General features: G+C 74.0%; 11 protein-coding genes and 1 pseudogene. 4 read left to right on the forward strand and 8 right to left on the reverse strand.

The features are described 5' to 3' along the window. Positions 1-40: 40 nt before the first annotated feature. Positions 41-1,126, reverse strand: coding sequence for a M12 family metallopeptidase (locus tag ABZ192_RS03480; protein ID WP_356922833.1), 1,086 nt, complete (start codon positions 1,124-1,126; stop codon positions 41-43). Positions 1,127-1,222: 96 nt separating this feature from the next. Between ABZ192_RS03480 and ABZ192_RS03485 the strand changes: the two genes are divergently transcribed. Further along, positions 1,223-2,947, forward strand: coding sequence for a LuxR C-terminal-related transcriptional regulator (locus tag ABZ192_RS03485; protein ID WP_356922834.1), 1,725 nt, complete (start codon positions 1,223-1,225; stop codon positions 2,945-2,947). Between the two features lie 43 nt (positions 2,948-2,990). Here ABZ192_RS03485 and ABZ192_RS03490 read toward each other — a convergent pair whose 3' ends face one another. Continuing rightward, complete coding sequence (locus tag ABZ192_RS03490) at positions 2,991-5,558, reverse strand: CHAT domain-containing tetratricopeptide repeat protein (RefSeq protein WP_356922965.1); 2,568 nt, start codon at positions 5,556-5,558, stop codon at positions 2,991-2,993. 178 nt (positions 5,559-5,736) lie between these two features. Between ABZ192_RS03490 and ABZ192_RS03495 the strand changes: the two genes are divergently transcribed. From ABZ192_RS03495 to ABZ192_RS03505, 3 genes are all read left to right on the forward strand, one after another. After that, positions 5,737-7,167 (forward strand): S8/S53 family peptidase, encoded by a 1,431-nt coding sequence (locus tag ABZ192_RS03495; RefSeq protein ID WP_356922835.1) that lies wholly within the window; start codon positions 5,737-5,739, stop codon positions 7,165-7,167. Positions 7,168-7,229: 62 nt separating this feature from the next. Continuing rightward, the gene (locus tag ABZ192_RS03500) at positions 7,230-7,805 is read left to right on the forward strand and encodes a sigma-70 family RNA polymerase sigma factor (RefSeq protein WP_010044855.1); all 576 of its coding nucleotides are present in this window, start codon (positions 7,230-7,232) and stop codon (positions 7,803-7,805) included. Positions 7,806-7,810: 5 nt separating this feature from the next. Continuing rightward, on the forward strand, positions 7,811-8,290 hold the full coding sequence (locus ABZ192_RS03505; RefSeq protein WP_356922836.1) for a hypothetical protein: 480 nt from the start codon (positions 7,811-7,813) through the stop codon (positions 8,288-8,290). Between the two features lie 36 nt (positions 8,291-8,326). On the opposite strand, the pseudogene ABZ192_RS03510 reads toward ABZ192_RS03505, so the two are convergent. From ABZ192_RS03510 to ABZ192_RS03535, 6 genes and pseudogenes are all read right to left on the reverse strand, one after another. After that, positions 8,327-9,542, reverse strand: a pseudogene (locus tag ABZ192_RS03510) (cytochrome P450). 61 nt (positions 9,543-9,603) lie between these two features. Next, entirely contained in the window at positions 9,604-10,446 is an 843-nt protein-coding gene (locus ABZ192_RS03515) for an N-formylglutamate amidohydrolase (RefSeq protein ID WP_356922837.1), read from the reverse strand. A 128-nt stretch (positions 10,447-10,574) separates the two neighbouring features. Beyond that, entirely contained in the window at positions 10,575-12,794 is a 2,220-nt protein-coding gene (locus ABZ192_RS03520; protein WP_356922838.1) for an NADP-dependent isocitrate dehydrogenase, read from the reverse strand. A gap of 585 nt (positions 12,795-13,379) precedes the next feature. Continuing rightward, entirely contained in the window at positions 13,380-13,505 is a 126-nt protein-coding gene (locus tag ABZ192_RS03525) for a hypothetical protein (protein WP_356922839.1), read from the reverse strand. Positions 13,506-13,598: 93 nt separating this feature from the next. After that, positions 13,599-14,699, reverse strand: coding sequence for a mechanosensitive ion channel family protein (locus tag ABZ192_RS03530; protein WP_356922840.1), 1,101 nt, complete (start codon positions 14,697-14,699; stop codon positions 13,599-13,601). 229 nt (positions 14,700-14,928) lie between these two features. Further along, positions 14,929-15,828 (reverse strand): lysylphosphatidylglycerol synthase transmembrane domain-containing protein, encoded by a 900-nt coding sequence (locus ABZ192_RS03535; protein WP_356922966.1) that lies wholly within the window; start codon positions 15,826-15,828, stop codon positions 14,929-14,931. Positions 15,829-16,065: the final 237 nt, after the last annotated feature.

Raw genomic sequence — 16,065 nt, forward strand, 5'->3', positions numbered from 1 at the left:
CGGACTGTGGCTCAGGTGTCCGCCCGGCGGATCCGTGCCGTCACCAGCACATCACCGCCGTCTCGCCCGAACCCCAGGCGGAGTACAGGCGTACGCGGACGAAGTAGCGGCGGCCCTTGACGAGCCGCGCGCTGATCGTGGCGTTGTGCGCAGTTCCCCCGTCGTCCTGCCCGGCGAGGTAGCGGGGTTCCCCGTCCCGCTCCTCGAAGACCACGACGACGGCGTCACCGTCGCCGAAGGTGCCCAGCGTGTACGTGCGGGTCTGTGGCGGATCCACGATGAAGTCGGCCTGCTCGCCCGGCCCGAGACCGAGCGGTGCCGAGCGGAACGGCACCAGCGCGGGCGGGCCCGGCCGGTCCGCCGGCGGATACCAGCGGAGCACGAACTCCTTGTCGGCGGCGGACAGGGTGCCGGGCGGGTTGAGACCCGCGCGGTACTGCTCCGGCTCCAGGACCAGCCCCGACGAGAACGGATACTCCATGATCGAGTGCGGGTCCCAGACGGAGCCGTTGACCTCGTCCGGGCCGAGCTTGCGCAGGATGTTGTAGTGCGTCGTCTCCCGGCTCCAGTGGTTGGGCGGGCCCGCCAGTTCGGCGTACACGGCCTCGTCGTCCCAGTGGATGCCGGCGAACGGGCTCTGGTGCTCGTGCAGCATGCCGAGCGCGTGTCCGATCTCGTGCAGGGCCGTCCCGCGCTCCCCGGGCGCGGTCAGGTCCCAGCCGAAGTTCATGGTGCGCTCGTGCCGGCCGGCCAGCAGCGCGTCCCGGCCCACCGCCGACCAGGAGCCGGCGCCGAGCTGGAACCCGATGCGCAGTTCGGCCTCCGAGCGGTCGTCGACCTCGACGAAGGTGACCCCGATGCCGAGGTCCTGCCACTGAGCGAAGCACCCGCGCACCACGTCCCGCTGCTCCTCGGACCCGGCCCACGGCACGCGTCGCGTCATCCCCGTCCCCGGCACGGGGATGACGGACGCGTCGGTGTCACGGTCGAAGAAGCAGTAGTGCAGGACCGTGCCGTTGACCCACATCCGCCGCCCGCTCGCCAGCGCGCCCAGCCGCTCGGCCGCCAGCCCCGGTGCGAAGGCGGGCGCCGGCGCCTGTGCCAGCGAGCAGTAGCGTGCGGTCATGGCCCACAGCCTGCCCCGCGGCCGCTCCCGGGCGCCTGAGTCGGGGGCTACTCAAGTCGCCCTGTATCAGAAGTGAGTAGCCGCGCTCATGTCTGTGTGACGACTTACGAGAGGGACGCGACGACGCTGGAGCTGCCCTGGCCGTTCGCCGGGCGCGAGGACGAACTGGAGCTGGTCCGCCGGTCCCTGGCCGGCGGGCGCCGCGGCATCGTGGTGACGGGCCCGGCGGGCTGCGGCAAGACCCGCCTCGTCACCGAGGCGCTCCGCGGCACCGACTGCACCCGGGCGGCGGGTACGCCCGAGAGCCGGGCCATCCCCTTCGCCGCGTTCGCCCATCTGCTGCCCGAGTCGGTCACCCTGCACCGTGCGGTCCAGCTCCTGTCGGGCGTACGGACGTTGGTCGTGGACGACGCCCAGCTGCTCGACGACGCCTCGGCCGCCCTGGTCCACCAGCTCGCCGTGCACGGCCGCACTCGCCTGCTGGTCGTCGCCACGGACGGACGCCCGGTGCCGGGGGCGATCTCCCGGCTGTGGACGGGGGAACTCCTGCCGCGGCTCGCTCTGGAGCCGCTGCCCGAGCAGGACACCGCGCAGCTGCTCACCGCCGGCGCCGGCCCTCTCGACGCGCTCACCGCCAACCGGCTGCGGCGCCTGAGCCGGGGCGACCTGCGGCTGCTGCGCGATCTGCTCGGGGCGGTGCGGGGGCGGCTCACCCTCGAACCGGACACCGGCGAACGGGCGTGGCGGGGCCCCGTGCCGCTGACCCCGGCCGTCCGTGAGAGCACCGCCCCCGTCCTCGGCCGCGTCCACCCGGTCGAACGGGAGACCCTCGACCGCCTCGCCTTCGCCGAACCGCTGTCGTCGCCCCTGGACGATCTGGACCTCGGGGCCCTCGAAGTCCTGGAGTCCGACGGCCTGATCGAGGTCGACGACCAGGGCGGCGTCCGCCTGGCCCACCCCCTCCACGGCCCGGTGCTCAGAGCCGCGGCGGGCCGGCTGCGGGCACGCCGGCTGGCCCGGACACCGGACGCGTACGCCGCCGCCCTCGACGCCGAGTCGGCCGCACTGGCCCGCCGCATCGACCAGGACGACGTACGGGCGATGCCCGCGCCGGTGGGGGAGTGGCTGGTCGCCGAGGGCGGCCCGCTGCCCGGCCGGTACGCCGCCGTGCGCGCCCGGTTCGCCCGGCTGCGGGGAGAGCTGAGGGAGGCGGCGGCCTGGGCGCGGGAGGGCCTGCGGAACGATCCAGGGGACGCCGCGTGCCGGGCGGAACTCGCCCGCGCCTGCACACCGGTGGACAGCGGCGGGGACCTGGACCTCGACGCCCTCGCCGACCCCTACGACGCCGTGCGCCTCGGCTGTCCCGAGAAGGTCATCGACCGGCTGACCGGCGTGTTCGCCCGGCACGCCGACGCGCTCACCCGGGCCGACGGCCCGGCCCTGGACGAGGTGGCCGAGGAGCTGGTGCGGCGCGGTTTCACGCTGTTCGCCGCGGAGGCGCATGCCCAGGCCGTGCGCGCCCACCGCGATCCGAGCGCCGCCCGGCACTCGCGCACCCGGGCGGTCGCCCTGGCCCGGCGCTGCCAGGGCGCCCGCACACCGGCTCTGTCCGGGCTGGTCCTCGGCGAACTCACCGCCCGGCAACGGCAGATCGTCACGCTCGCGGCGGCCGGTCTGAGCAACCGGCAGATCGCCGAGCGCCTCACCCTGTCGATCCGGACCGTCGGCAACCACCTGTACAGCGCCTACGCCCGCCTCGGCGCGAGCGACCGCGGCGCCCTGCCCTGGCTGACGGACGTCCCGGAAGCCCAGCCGGCCTGACGGCCACCACCAGACCGGCGGCCTGACCCGAACAGGGGACGGGTCAGGCCGCCCCGAACGCCGAGAACGCCCACCCCGTGGCCTGGTGCAGCGCGTCGCCCGGCAGGGCGGCCCGGGCGTCGCGCAGCGCCTCCGCCAGGGACAGCCCGGCCCCCAGGCCCTTGTGCAGCGCGAGCATCAGCGGCACCACCGCGGCGTCGTTGACGGGCGCGCTGCACGCCACCACCCCGGCCGTGCCGAGCGGCAGCAGCGCCGTGACCAGACCGAGCAGTTCGTCGGCGCCGACCGAGGCAAGGAGGGCGGTGTCGCAGCAGGACAGGATGATCCGGTAGGGACTGCGGTCCAGACGCTCGAAGTCGTGCACGACGATCGGGCCGTCGGCCATCCGCAACGAGGAGAACAGCGGGCTGTCCGCACGGAACGTGCCGTGCGCGGCGATGTGCGCCAGCGCGGCCCCGTCCAGCTCCTCCAGCACGCGCGGCACCCGCGCCTCGTCCTCCTCCAGGACCGTCGCGCAGGCGTACCGGCCGGCCAGTTCGGGCACTTCGGCACCGCCCGTGGCCAGACCCGGGCCGCGTACCAGCACATGGCGGCCGTCCGGCGGCGGTGTCGTCTCCCGTGCCCGCAGCCAACTGCCCGCCGACGGCGACACGCTGAGGACCCGTTCCCGCAGCGACGGCAGCAGCGCCCACGGCACCCGGTGCAGCCGCCCCGGCGGCACGATCACCACCGGGCCGCCGCCCAGGTGCGCCGCGGCCGGTCCGAGCAGCAGCTCCTCCAGCCGCCGCCCCGCGGCCTCCACCACCGCGAGCCGCGCCTCGGCCCCGGGGTGCGCCAGCCGCCGCAGCCCCGCCTGCACGTGCTCGGCCTCGGTCTCCGCCTCGGCCAGCAGCCCGGCCTCGAACCTGCGCACCCGCCCCTGCCCGCACAGCAGCACCTGCACCCGCCCGTCGAGCACGGCGAGTTCCACCAGCCGCACCTCGTCACCCAGCCGCTCCAGCAGCCGGCCGACGTCGAAACGGTCGCCGCCACCGGGGGCCTCGCCGCGCATGTGCAGGGTCCGGGAGCGGATCTGCCGCTCCAGGCGCCGCTGTTCACGCTCCAGTGCCGGAACCGGCCTGCCCTCCATCCGGGCGGCCTCCGCGCGGGAGGCGATCTCCCGGAAGGCCGTCATACCGCTGAGCAGCTCCGGGTCGGCGGGCGGCCGGGTCGGCGGGGTGGACAGCACGGTGGCCCGCCAGCGCTCGCTCCATACCAGCAGCCGCCGCGGCCCGCCGGAGACCAGACTGGCCCGCTGCGCCAACGCGGCCAGTTCCGCGCCCTGTTCGGTGGCGCGGGCCCGCAGCTCCGAGGCGCCCAGCGTCATCCGGTGGTCGTCGAGCACGTCCAGGCCGCGCCGGCACGCCTCCAGCACGCCCCGGGTGGACCCGGCGGCCCGGGCCCGCAGCGCCTGCGCCGCCCAGCCCGTCATCCGCGCCAGCGGCGGGCCGCTGCGCCGGCTGCGGGCGGCGACGGCCAAGTGCCGCTCCGCGTCCGCCGTCCAGCCCAGCCCCAGCGCGATCCGTCCTGCCAGCAGCGACGCCTCCGGTGCGGCCGGCGCGCCGAACGCGGCCAGCTTCTCGGCCACCGCGGCGGCGTCGGCGACCAGCCGCCCCGAGCCGCGCCCGGCCGCGTGCCGCGCCTCGATCAGCACCAGCCGGGCGTGCGTCTCCCACCAGGTGCGGCGCTGCCCGGCGAACAGCCGCACCGCCAGGGCGGCACGGGCGATCGCCGTGTGCGGGTCGCCGGCCAGCCGTGCGGCCCGCGCGGCGGCCAGCAGCAGCTCCGCCTTGCGGGTGGACTGCCCGCCGATCCCGTCCAGCCTCCCGATCGCCGCGTCCGCCTCGGCCAGCGCCTCGGGCGCCAGCCCGGCCGCCATCAGCACCTCGCAGCGCCGGATGTTCAGCATGAACGTCGGCGTGCCCAGCCGGGCGTACCGCACCTCCGCCTCGTCGAGCAGCCGCAGCGCCGCCGGCACGTCACCGGAGCGGAACGCGGCGAGCCCCCGGCTCTCCACCGCGTCGGCCTTGTCGTGCTCCTGGCCGGTGGTGTCCCACAGCGCCTCGGCCGCGGTGAAGTCCGCCTCGGCCCGCTCCACCGCCCCCAGCGCCAGGTGCACGGTCGCCCGCAGGGTCAGCGCCCGCGCCGTCCAGATCACGTCCTCCGCCTGCCGCAGCACGGGAATCGCCCGGCGTACGTCCTCCAGCGCCTCGCGATGGTGACCGAGCACCCACCACACGTACGCCCGCCGGTACAGCACCCGCGCCCGCGTGTGCCCGCCGCCCCGCGCGACCCCCCGCTCGAACGCCGACAGGCCCTCCCGGGTACGGCCCGCGTGCACCAGCGCCACCCCCAGGGTGGCCAGCACGTCCGCCTCCCGGTCGGCCGAGTCCGCCCGCGCCGCGAACTCCCGGGCCCGCCGCAGATGCTTCAGGGCGAGCCGCAGATCACCGAAGTCCCGCTGCCAGATGCCGATCACCTGGTGGGCGACGGAGGCGTCCAGCGGCAAGGGATCGGCGTCGAGCAGCGCCCGGGCCCTCGCGAGAGCCTCGCCCGGATCGGCGAACACCATCGGCAGCAGTTCCTGCACCGAGCCGCTTCCCGCTGTCACTCCTCGGATGGTAGTGGCCCCCGAACCGCGGCACACAGGGTTGGCTCTGTATCAAAAAGCCGTCCGGCGGCTCTTGTCGACGAGCACCGACGACCGTTCGCCGCACCGACCGAAGCCGTCGCCCAGTGGGAGGACCCGCATGGCACCTCAGCGATTCCACGAGCAGTTCGACCAGATCCAGCGCTCGATGCCCGACGTCCCCTTGGCGATGGGACCGGACGACTCGGCCGAGTTCATGTACGAGAAGGGCGTCGTCCTCGTCCGCGACGGCGAGGAGGCCCGGGTCGTCGAGGACACCGTACGGGCACACTTCACGGCCGCACCCGACCTCGACCAGGACCAGGTCCGCCGGGCGGGCCCGCGGGCCAACCGCAGCGGCGTCACCCGGATCCGGGTCGGCGACCCCGGTGAGGGAAGCCGGGGAACCGACCGGGCCGTCGCGCAGGCGCTGCGGGCCGTACGCGAGCGCGAGGCCCGGGCCGGGCACCGGATCGTCGCCCGCAACCACGTCGTGCACATCGCGGTCAACGCCTGCCCCGGCGACGAACCCGTCCCCGTCCCGGTGAACGAGCCGCCCAACCCGGCCGCCGCCGACACGGCCTACGACCCGGACAGCGCCGTCGGCGTCCTCGTCGTCGACACCGGCCTCACCCACGACTACCGCTCCTGCGCGCTCCTCGCCCACACCGACGGCGACGCCCAGGTCCAGGAGTGCGACGAGCAGGGGATCCTCCAGCAGTACGTCGGGCACGGCACGTTCATCGCCGGGCTCGTCGCCGCCGTCGCGCCCAACACCGACATCACCGTGCGCGGCAGCCTCAACGACGCCGGCGCGATCCTGGAGTCGGAGTTCGGCGAGAAGCTCTTCGAAGCCGTCGACGCCGGTGGCTGGCCCGACGTCCTCAGCCTCTCCGCCGGCACCTCCAACGGCCGCACCGACGGCCTGCTCGGCGTGGAGAACTTCATGCGGGAACTGCGCGAGCAGCGCACCCTGCTGGTCGCCGCCGCCGGCAACAACGGCAGCGCCACCCCCTTCTGGCCAGCCGCCTACGCCGACCTGCCCGGCTGGGAGGACTCCGTGCTGTCCGTCGGCGCGCTGCGCAGCGACGGCGAGTCCGGCGCCTGCTTCACCAACCACGGCCCCTGGGTGAAGGTCTACGCCCCCGGCGAGCGCCTCACCAGCGCCCTCACCGGCTTCGAGACGCCCGTCCCGTACGTGTACCAGCACTCCACGTACGACGCCTGCCGCTACGGCTCCACCTACGGCTGCACCTGCCAGAGCCCCCGGCACACCGGGGTGCTCAGCGACGAGAACGCCGCCGCCAAGCCCGACCAGGTGATGTTCGAGGGGTACGCGCAGTGGAGCGGCACGTCCTTCGCCACCCCCGTGACCGCCGGCCTGGTCGCCGCCCACATGACGGCGCACAAGGAGACCGACCCGCGCGCGGCCAGGCGCCAACTGCTCGCCGCCGTCACCGGGATCGCGGACGTGCGCGGGGCGCAGGTGCCCGCGCTGCGTCCGCCCACCTGGCGCCCCGTCCCGGTCGTGCGCCCCACCCCCGGCCCGTGAGGGCCGGAACCGCCCCCTCCACGGCGTACGATGACGTGCCGTACTCGAGGGGTGGGGCTGCCGTGGACCGTACTGATGCCGGCGCGCTCGTCCAGGCCGCCGCCGACGGCGACGCGGCGGCCTGGAAGGCGCTCGTGGAAGGGCTCAGCCCCCTGGTGTGGTCCGTGGTGCGGGCCCACCGGCTGTCCGACGCGGACGCCCACGAGGTGTACCAGACCGCGTGGTTCCGCTTCGCCCAGCACCTCGGGCGGATCCGGGAACCCGGCAAGGCGGGCGCGTGGCTGGCGAGCACCGCGCGCCACGAGTGCCTGAAGGTCATCCGGAGTTCGCAGCGGCTGACCCTGACGGACGACCCGCAGCTCCTGGACCGCGTCAGCGAGGACGGCACGCCGGAACAGTCGCTGCTCGACTCCGAGGAGGCCGCCGCCCAGAGCGAACGCGTACGGCGGCTGTGGCAGGAGTTCGAGGAACTGGGCGAGCGGTGCCGGCAGTTGCTGCGGGTCCTGATGGCCACGCCGCCGCCCAGCTACCAGGACGTGTCCGCCGCGCTCGGGATCGCGGTGGGCAGCATCGGCCCGCTGCGCCAGCGCTGTCTGCGGCGCCTGCGGGCCCGGCTCGAAGCGCGGGGGGCGATGTGAGCGACATGAACGACGACGAGCTGTTCGACGAAGGGGACTGGGGGGACGAGGAGTTGGACACCGGACTGCTGGAGGAGGAGCTCCGGCGGGCCGCCGCCGTCCTGGACCCCCTGCCGGCGGAACTCCAGCAGATCGCCGTCGACGCCTACGCGCTGCACGACCTGGACGCCCGCGTCGCGGAGCTCACCTTCGACTCGCTGGTCGACGCCCTCCCGGTCCGGGGAGCCGGCGACGCGCCCCGGATGCTGACCTTCCAGGCGGGCGAGGTGACCGTCGACGTCGAGGTCACCGCCCAGGGGCTGATGGGCCAGGTACTGCCGCCGCAGCCGGCCGGCATCGAGGTCCTGGGCGGACCACGCCCCGGCTCCCCGCTCACGGCCGACGACCTGGGCCGCTTCACCGCCGCCACACCCCCGTCGGGCCCGTTCGCCCTCCGGCTGCGGACCGGTGAGGACGTGGTCGTGACGGAGTGGCTGCGGGCGTAGGCCCTGACGCGGTGGCTGCGAGTAGGCGCTGACGCGTCACCAGGTGCAGGGCAGCGTCCTCGGCCCCCGGATCGTCGTCTTGCGGCGCCAGGCCACCTGGTCCGCGGGGACGGCGAGCCGTAGCCCGGGCAGTCTGTCCAGCAGGGTCCCGACGAGGAGCTCGGTCTGGAGGCGGGCGAGGACGGCGCCGGTGCAGTAGTGCGGTCCGTTGCCGAAGGACAGGTGCGGGTTGGGGTCGCGCTCCGGGTCGACCCGGTCCGGCTCGGGGAGGACGTCGGGGTCGCGGTTGGCGGCGAGGTACGAGACGTACACCGGGTCGCCCGCGCGGATGCGGTGCCCGTGCAGGTCGACGTCCTCCAGGGCGATCCGCGCCAGCCCACGGAGCTGCGGTGCGGGATGTAGCGCAGCAGCTCGTCCAGCAGCGCGTCGCGCGCCCCGGGCCGCTCGTGCCACGCCTGCCGCACCTCGGGCCGGGTGAGCAGCAGGCAGAGCATCTGCCCGCAGTTGTGGGTGACGGCCTCGCCGCCGATCTGGAGCGGTCCGGCGAGGCCGACCGCCTCCGTCTCGCTGAGGTCGCCGGCGGCCACGGCGGCACCCAGCAGGGAGTACACGTCCGCGCCGGTGCCGTGCGCCCGGGAGCGTATCGTCTCCGTGATCCACCCGTACAGGCTGCCCTTGGCCCGGTCGGCGGCCTCGGCTCCGCCCGACGGGGAGATGATCTGCCGGGTCCAGCCGTGCACCCGTTCCCGGTCGGCGGCGGGCACGCCCATGACCTCGCTGACCAGGGCGATGGGGAAGGGTTCGAGGACCCGCTCGATGAGGTCGGCCGGGGGCCCGACCCGTACGACCCCGTCCACCAGGTCGTCGAGCATCTCCTGCGCGCGGCCGCAGCCGTTTCATCGCGCCGACGGTGAAGGCGCCCGCGACGGCCTTGCGCAGCCGGTTGTGGTCGGGCTGGTCGGCGAAGGCGAGGGAACCGGGCCGCGGCTTGAAGTGCGGTGCCATCCGCGTCACCTGACGCCCGGTCCCCTCCGCGCGGCTGAACCGCGGATCGTTGGTGATCAGCTTCGCGTCGTCGTGGCGGGTGGCCGGCCACGCCCACCCCTCGCCGTACGGCAGCCGGATCCGGGTCAGCGGCCCCTCGCGCATCAGCTCCGCGAGGACCGGGTCGAACTCCGTCCCGTCCAGGTCGAGGGCGGGTCAGTCCCGTACGGGGGGCCTGGCCGGTCAGCGTCGTGGTCTCCTCCGTCATGCACCCACCCCTCACCGCGCCCCCGCCGCTTGTCGCGCGGGAGTGCTCCAGCCGGTGCCGGTCAGCCGGAGGCGGCGTCGACCAGGCGGGCCAGCGCGGCGGCGAGCCGCTCCAGACCGGGACCGGCAAGGCCGCCCGGTTCGGTCATGTAGGTGTCCCGGCGGATCTCCACCATGAGCGCCTCGACCCGCGGGTCGGTCCCGTAGAACTCGAGCGGCACGTAGGCCCCTCGGAAGGGGCTGTCGAGCCCTGTCTCCCCGATGTCCCCGAAGGCCTGCCGCGCGGCCTCCAGCAGCCCGGGAGGGGTGTGGAACGAGTCGGTGCCGAGACACACCGGCGGCCGGGGGCCCTCCCCGTGCAGCTCATACGGCAGCCGGGCCCGGGGATAGGAGTGCACGTCGATGATCACGGCCCGCCCGGTGGCCGCCAGCCGGTCCGCCACGGCCTGTGTCATCGCCCGCGCGTACGGCAGGAAGTACCGTGCGACGAGCGGCCCGGCCTCGACGTCCCCGGACCGCAGCACACCGCCGTGCGTGGTCCGGGTGTAGACCGCGCCCATGCCGACGGCCCGCATCTCCTCCCGCTCGTCGGGGAAGCGCTCCGGGTCGACGACCAGCCGCGACAGCCGGTTGACGAACCGCCACGGGACGACGCCCGCCGCCCGGGCCGCCGCCTCGGCGATCTCGGCCGTGTGCGCGTCGGTGATGTGGTCCAGCTCCCGTGCGAGCTCGTCGTCGCCCAGCACGATGTCCGCCCGTACGGACGGCGGTATCTCCCGCGCCGAGTGCGGGACATGCAGGATGACGGGGGAGTGCCCGGCGCCGGGCAGGACGCCGAAGGACGGGGAGTCGGTGTACGGGGAGTCGGTGTACGGGGAGTCGAAGGACGACGGGTCGTCGGTCACGCGGCGGCTCCACGGGGACGTGGTCGGGGGGCTTCACTCGTAAGCCCGGCCTCTTCGAACATGACTCCGCCCCGGCCGGGCGGTGCGCCGGCCGGGGCGGAGCGGGTGGGCCGATGGGGCCCGGGGCGTCAGCTCAGGGACGCCAGCGCCTCGTTCCACGTCGCGGACGGGCGCATGACCTCGGCGGCCTTCGCCGGGTCGGGCTGGTAGTAGCCGCCGATGTCCACGGGCTTGCCCTGGACGGCGGCCAGCTCGTCGACGATCTTCTGCTCGTTGGCGGCGAGCGTCTCGGCGATCGGCGCGAACGCCTTCGCCAGGTCCGCGTCGTCGGTCTGCTGGGCCAGCTCCTGCGCCCAGTACAGGGACAGGTAGAAGTGGCTGCCGCGGTTGTCGATGCCGCCGACGCGCCGGGTCGGGGACTTGTCCTCGTTGAGGAAGGTCGCCGTGGCGCGGTCGAGGGCGTCGGCGAGGACCTGGGCGCGGGCGTTGCCCGTCACCTTGGCGAACTGCTCGAGGGACGGCACCAGGGCGAAGAACTCACCCAGGGAGTCCCAGCGCAGGTAGTTCTCCTTGACCAGCTGCTGGACGTGCTTCGGCGCCGAGCCGCCCGCACCGGTCTCGAACAGGCCGCCGCCCGCCATCAGCGGGACGACCGACAGCATCTTGGCGCTGGTGCCCAGCTCCAGGATCGGGAACAGGTCGGTCAGGTAGTCGCGCAGCACGTTGCCGGTCACCGAGATGGTGTTCTCGCCGCGGCGGATGCGCTCCACCGACAGCTTCGTGGCCTCGACCGGGTTCAGGATCCGGATGTCCAGGCCCTCGGTGTCGTGCTCCGGCAGGTACGCCTTGACCTTGGCGATCAGGTTGGCGTCGTGCGCGCGGGTCTCGTCCAGCCAGAACACCGCCGGGTCGCCGGTGGCGCGGGCACGGGTGACGGCCAGCTTCACCCAGTCCCGGATCGGCGCGTCCTTGGTCTGGCAGGCGCGGAAGATGTCACCGGCCGAGACGGTCTGCTCGATGAGCGCGGTGCCGCTGTCGTCGACCAGGCGGACCGTGCCCGTGGTGGGGATCTCGAAGGTCTTGTCGTGGCTGCCGTACTCCTCGGCCTTCTGGGCCATGAGGCCGACGTTCGGCACCGTGCCCATGGTGGACGGGTCGAAGGCGCCGTTGGCCTTGCAGTCCTCGATCACGGCCTGGTAGACGCCCGCGTAGGAGGAGTCCGGGATGACCGCCAGGGCGTCGTGCTCCTGCCCGTCCGGGCCCCACATGTGGCCGGAGCTGCGGATCATGGCCGGCATGGAGGCGTCGATGATGACGTCGGAGGGCACGTGCAGGTTCGTGATGCCCTTGTCGGAGTCGACCATCGCCAGCTCCGGGCCCTCGGTGAGCTCGGCGTCGAAGGAGGCCTTGATCTCGGCGCCCTCCGGCAGGGCGTCCAGGCCCTTGTAGATGCCGCCCAGACCGTCGTTCGGGGTCAGGCCGGCCGCGGCGAGCTTGTCGCCGTACTTCGCGAACGTCTTCGGGAAGAAGACGCGCACGACGTGGCCGAAGACGATCGGGTCGGAGACCTTCATCATCGTCGCCTTCAGGTGCACCGAGAACAGCACGCCCTGGGCCTTGGCCTCGGCGACCTGCGCCGCCAGGAACTCGCGCAGCGCGGCGACCCGCATCACGGAGGCGTCGACGACCTCGCCCTTCTGGACGGGTACGGACTCGCGCAGCACGGTCGTGGTGCCGTCGTCGCCGACGAGCTCGATGCGCAGCGCGCCGTCCTCGGCGATCACCACGGACTTCTCGGTGGAGCGGAAGTCGTTCTGGCCCATGGTCGCCACGCTCGTCTTGGAGTCGGCGGACCAGGCGCCCATGCGGTGCGGGTGGGTCTTGGCGTAGTTCTTGACCGAGGCGGGGGCCCGGCGGTCCGAGTTGCCCTCACGCAGGACCGGGTTCACCGCGGAGCCCTTGACCTTGTCGTAGCGGGCGCGGATCTCGCGCTCCTCGTCGGTCTTCGGGTCGTCCGGGTAGTCCGGCAGCGCGTAGCCCTGACCCTGGAGCTCGGCGATGGCGGCCTTGAGCTGCGGGATCGACGCCGAGATGTTCGGCAGCTTGATGATGTTGGCCGCGGGCGTCTTGGCCAGCTGACCCAGCTCCGCGAGCGCGTCGGGGATGCGCTGGTCCTCGTTCAGGTACTCCGGGAACAGGGCGATGATGCGCCCGGCCAGCGAGATGTCGCGGGTTTCGACGGCGACACCCGCCTGCGAGGCGTACGCCTGGACCACCGGCAGGAAGGAATACGTTGCCAGGGCCGGGGCCTCGTCAGTGTGCGTATAGATGATGGTCGAGTCAGTCACCGGGTGCTCCGCTCCACGTCTGCAACATTGCTCGACATCAAGATATCTCCTGACCGACCTCGTCTCGACAGGGGTCCAGGCAGAGTTTCGCGCCACCGACCGCCCCGGGACCCGGGCCGGGGAGACGGTGCGGCGGGTGACGGCCCCGCGACTGCCCTGGTCGGCGCGGCGACGGCTTCGGGCTGGAGGGGCCGCCGCTCTCGGCGGCACCGGCTTCTCCGGCCTCAGCCGCGCCTCCGGGCCGCCTCGCCCGCTCGTCAGCTTGCCGCGAACGCCCGGGCCGGAAGGCCGGCGGGTTGCCGCACGCCGTCGGCGTCTGGCTCCGAGCGCCCGCCGTCCGGCCACGGCCGCCCGGCGCCCGGCGTTCGCTGCCCGGTCATCGCCGCCCAGCCAGCGGTGTCCGCTGCACGGCAACCGGCGTCCGCCCTCCGGCCAGCGGTGTCCGCTGCCCGGTCACCGGCGCCCGCGGCCCGGCCGCCGGCGCCCGCCCGCCCGGTCATCGCCGCCCGGCCGTCCGGCCACCGGCGTCCGGCGTCCGCCGTCCGATCGGCGAGCGGATCGCCCACCCGGACTCGTCTTGCTCGCTCATGGCCCACCGGTCGCCCGGTCACCGGCGTCCGCCGTCCGGTCACCGGCGTCCGCCGCCCGGTCACCGGCGTCCGCCGCCCGGTCACCGGCGTCCGCCGTCCGATCGGCGAGCGGATCGCCCACCCGTGCTCGTCTCGCTCGCTCATGGCCCCCCGGGTGGTGCAGGTCACGGTGGCGGCCGCCTGCTCAAGAGCACCGCAGCCGCCCCACGAGGCCTCAGTCGAAACGGGCGGCCGAGGACATCTCGTTCGGCTCGATCTCGCCCGTGCGCTGCTGAGGGATGACCACCCCGCCCTGCTGGAGCGCCACCGTACGGGCCGGTGCCGGGATGCGGATGCCCTCGGCGCGGTAGCGCTTGTGCAGCCGCTTGATGAACTCGTGCTTGATCCGGTACTGGTCGCTGAACTCCCCGACGCCCAGGATCACCGTGAAGCCGATGCGGGAGTCGCCGAAGGTGTGGAACCGGATGATCGGCTCGTGGTCCGGTACGGCGCCCTCGACCTCGGTCATCGTCTCGGCGATGACCTCGTTGGTCACCCGCTCGACCTGCTCCAGGTCGCTGTCGTAGGCCACCCCGACCTGGACCAGGATGGTCAGCTGCTCCTCCGGCCGCATGAAGTTGGTCATGTTCGCCTGGGCGAGCTGGCCGTTGGGGATCACGACGAGGTTGTTGGAGAGGTTGCGGATGGTGGTCTGCCGCCAGTTGATGTCCTCGACGTAGCCCTCCTCACCGCTGCTGAGACGGATGTAGTCACCGGGCTGGACCGTCTTGGACGCGAGGATGTGGATGCCCGCGAAGAGGTTGGCGAGGGTGTCCTGCAGGGCCAGCGCGACCGCCAGACCACCCACACCCAGGGCGGTGAGCAGCGGGGCTATGGAGATCCCCAGGGTCTGGAGCACCACCAGGAAGCCGATCGCCAGGACCAGGATCCGGGTGATGTTGACGAAGATCGTGGCCGAGCCGGCCACCCCGGAACGGGACTGGGTGACCGTGCGCACCAGGCCGGCCACCACCCGCGCCGCCGACACCGTCGCCACGAAGATCAGCAGCACGGTGAGCACCTGGTTGGTGGTGTGCTGCACCGTCCGGTTCAGCGGCAGCACCGCCGCCGCGCCCGCCGCGCCGCCCACCACCGCGGCCCACGGCAGCACGGCGCGCAGCGCGTGCACGATGACGTCGTCCCCGCTCCAGCGGGTCCGGTCGGCGTGCCCGCCCAGCCAGCGCAGCAGCATGCGCAGCGCGAAGGCGGCCAGCAGGCCCGACGCCAGGGCGATGCCGGCGAAGACCAGATCGTCCGCGGTGAGGGCCCGGTTCACTGGTCACCTCCGGGAAGAAGAACTGCGGCGAACGCCGTTTCCGGCCGCCGGATGTGAAGTTTCGTCACGTCGTCACCTGTTCGTCCTGCGGGATGTTCCGCCGTGCCCGGCCACCCTGACCTGCGGTCGGCACGACCGTTCATCCTGCCGCATTCCGCACGGGGTTTCGTACCGGGGAACGGGCCAAGCCAGGGAGCACCGCCAGGGCACTGCGGGGCCTGCCGGGCCGTCAGATGACCTTCAGCCGCACCAGCGCCGCCAGCGTCAGCGCGCCCGGGAGCAGCGGCAGCCAGACCGTGATGACGCGGAAGGCGAGGACCACGGCCGTGGCCACCGCGGCCGGGCCGCCCGCCGCCACCAGCGCCACGACCAACGCCGCCTCCACCGAGCCGATACCGCCCGGCGTCGGCACCAGCGCGACGGCGACCGTCGCCGCCAGGTAGGCCACCGCCATGTGCGCGGGCGGCACGTCCAGCCCCATCGCCCGGCCCACCAGCACCAGAACGGTTGCCTGCAACGCGGGGAACGCGAAGGATCCGCCCCACAGGGCGAGGGCCCGGGCCGGGCGGGTGTGCACGGAGCGGGCCTCGCCGAGCGCCGTCCGCAGGAAGGACAGCACGGCCGAGCGCACCCGCCGCACCAGGGTCAGCACGGCCACCGCGATGACGAACACCACACCGGCACCGGCCAGCAGCGGCCCGAACGCCGTCTCCGGAACCAGCGTGCCCAGCCGCAGCGCGTCGGGGAACGCGATGAGCAGGGCACCCAGCAGGGCCACCCGGCCGACGCTCTCGGCCAGCAGATACAGCGCGAGAGCCGCCGACGAACGGGCGAGCGGCAGCCCGCACACCGTCATGAACCGCAGGTTGACCGCGCTCGCGCCCAGCCCGGTCGGCAGCAGGTGGTTGGCGGCGCCGGCCGCGAACTGCGTGGCCAGCAGCCGCCGTCGGGGCAGCCGCTCGACGACCGCCCCCTGCCGGGTGCAGGCGGCAGCGACCCAGGTCAGACAGGTCGCGCCGACCGCGGCCAGCAGCCACGGCCACTCGGCGTCGCCCAGATGCGCGAAGCCCTCGGCCAGCACCGACCGGTGCTGCACCGCGACCACGGTGACCAGCAGGAGCGGAAGCAGACACAGGATCTGACGCAGGAGGCGGACCGGGACACGACGGGGGAGTCGTCCCGGGCGGATTTCGGGGAGTTGTACCGCTGTCACGTCCGCAGAGGCTTCCCATGCCCCGCCAACGGCGGGTTGCGGACGTGCGGACGGCGTCTTACGGACGGGGAGCGGCTGGGAGGAGAGCGTCATCGCGGCCTTTGCGGGGGGACGGGGAGACGGGATTGGGGAGTCGGGGAGCGGGAAGAGGGG

This window comes from Streptomyces sp. NPDC006235 (genome assembly GCF_040613735.1).
Lineage (GTDB): Bacteria > Actinomycetota > Actinomycetes > Streptomycetales > Streptomycetaceae > Streptomyces.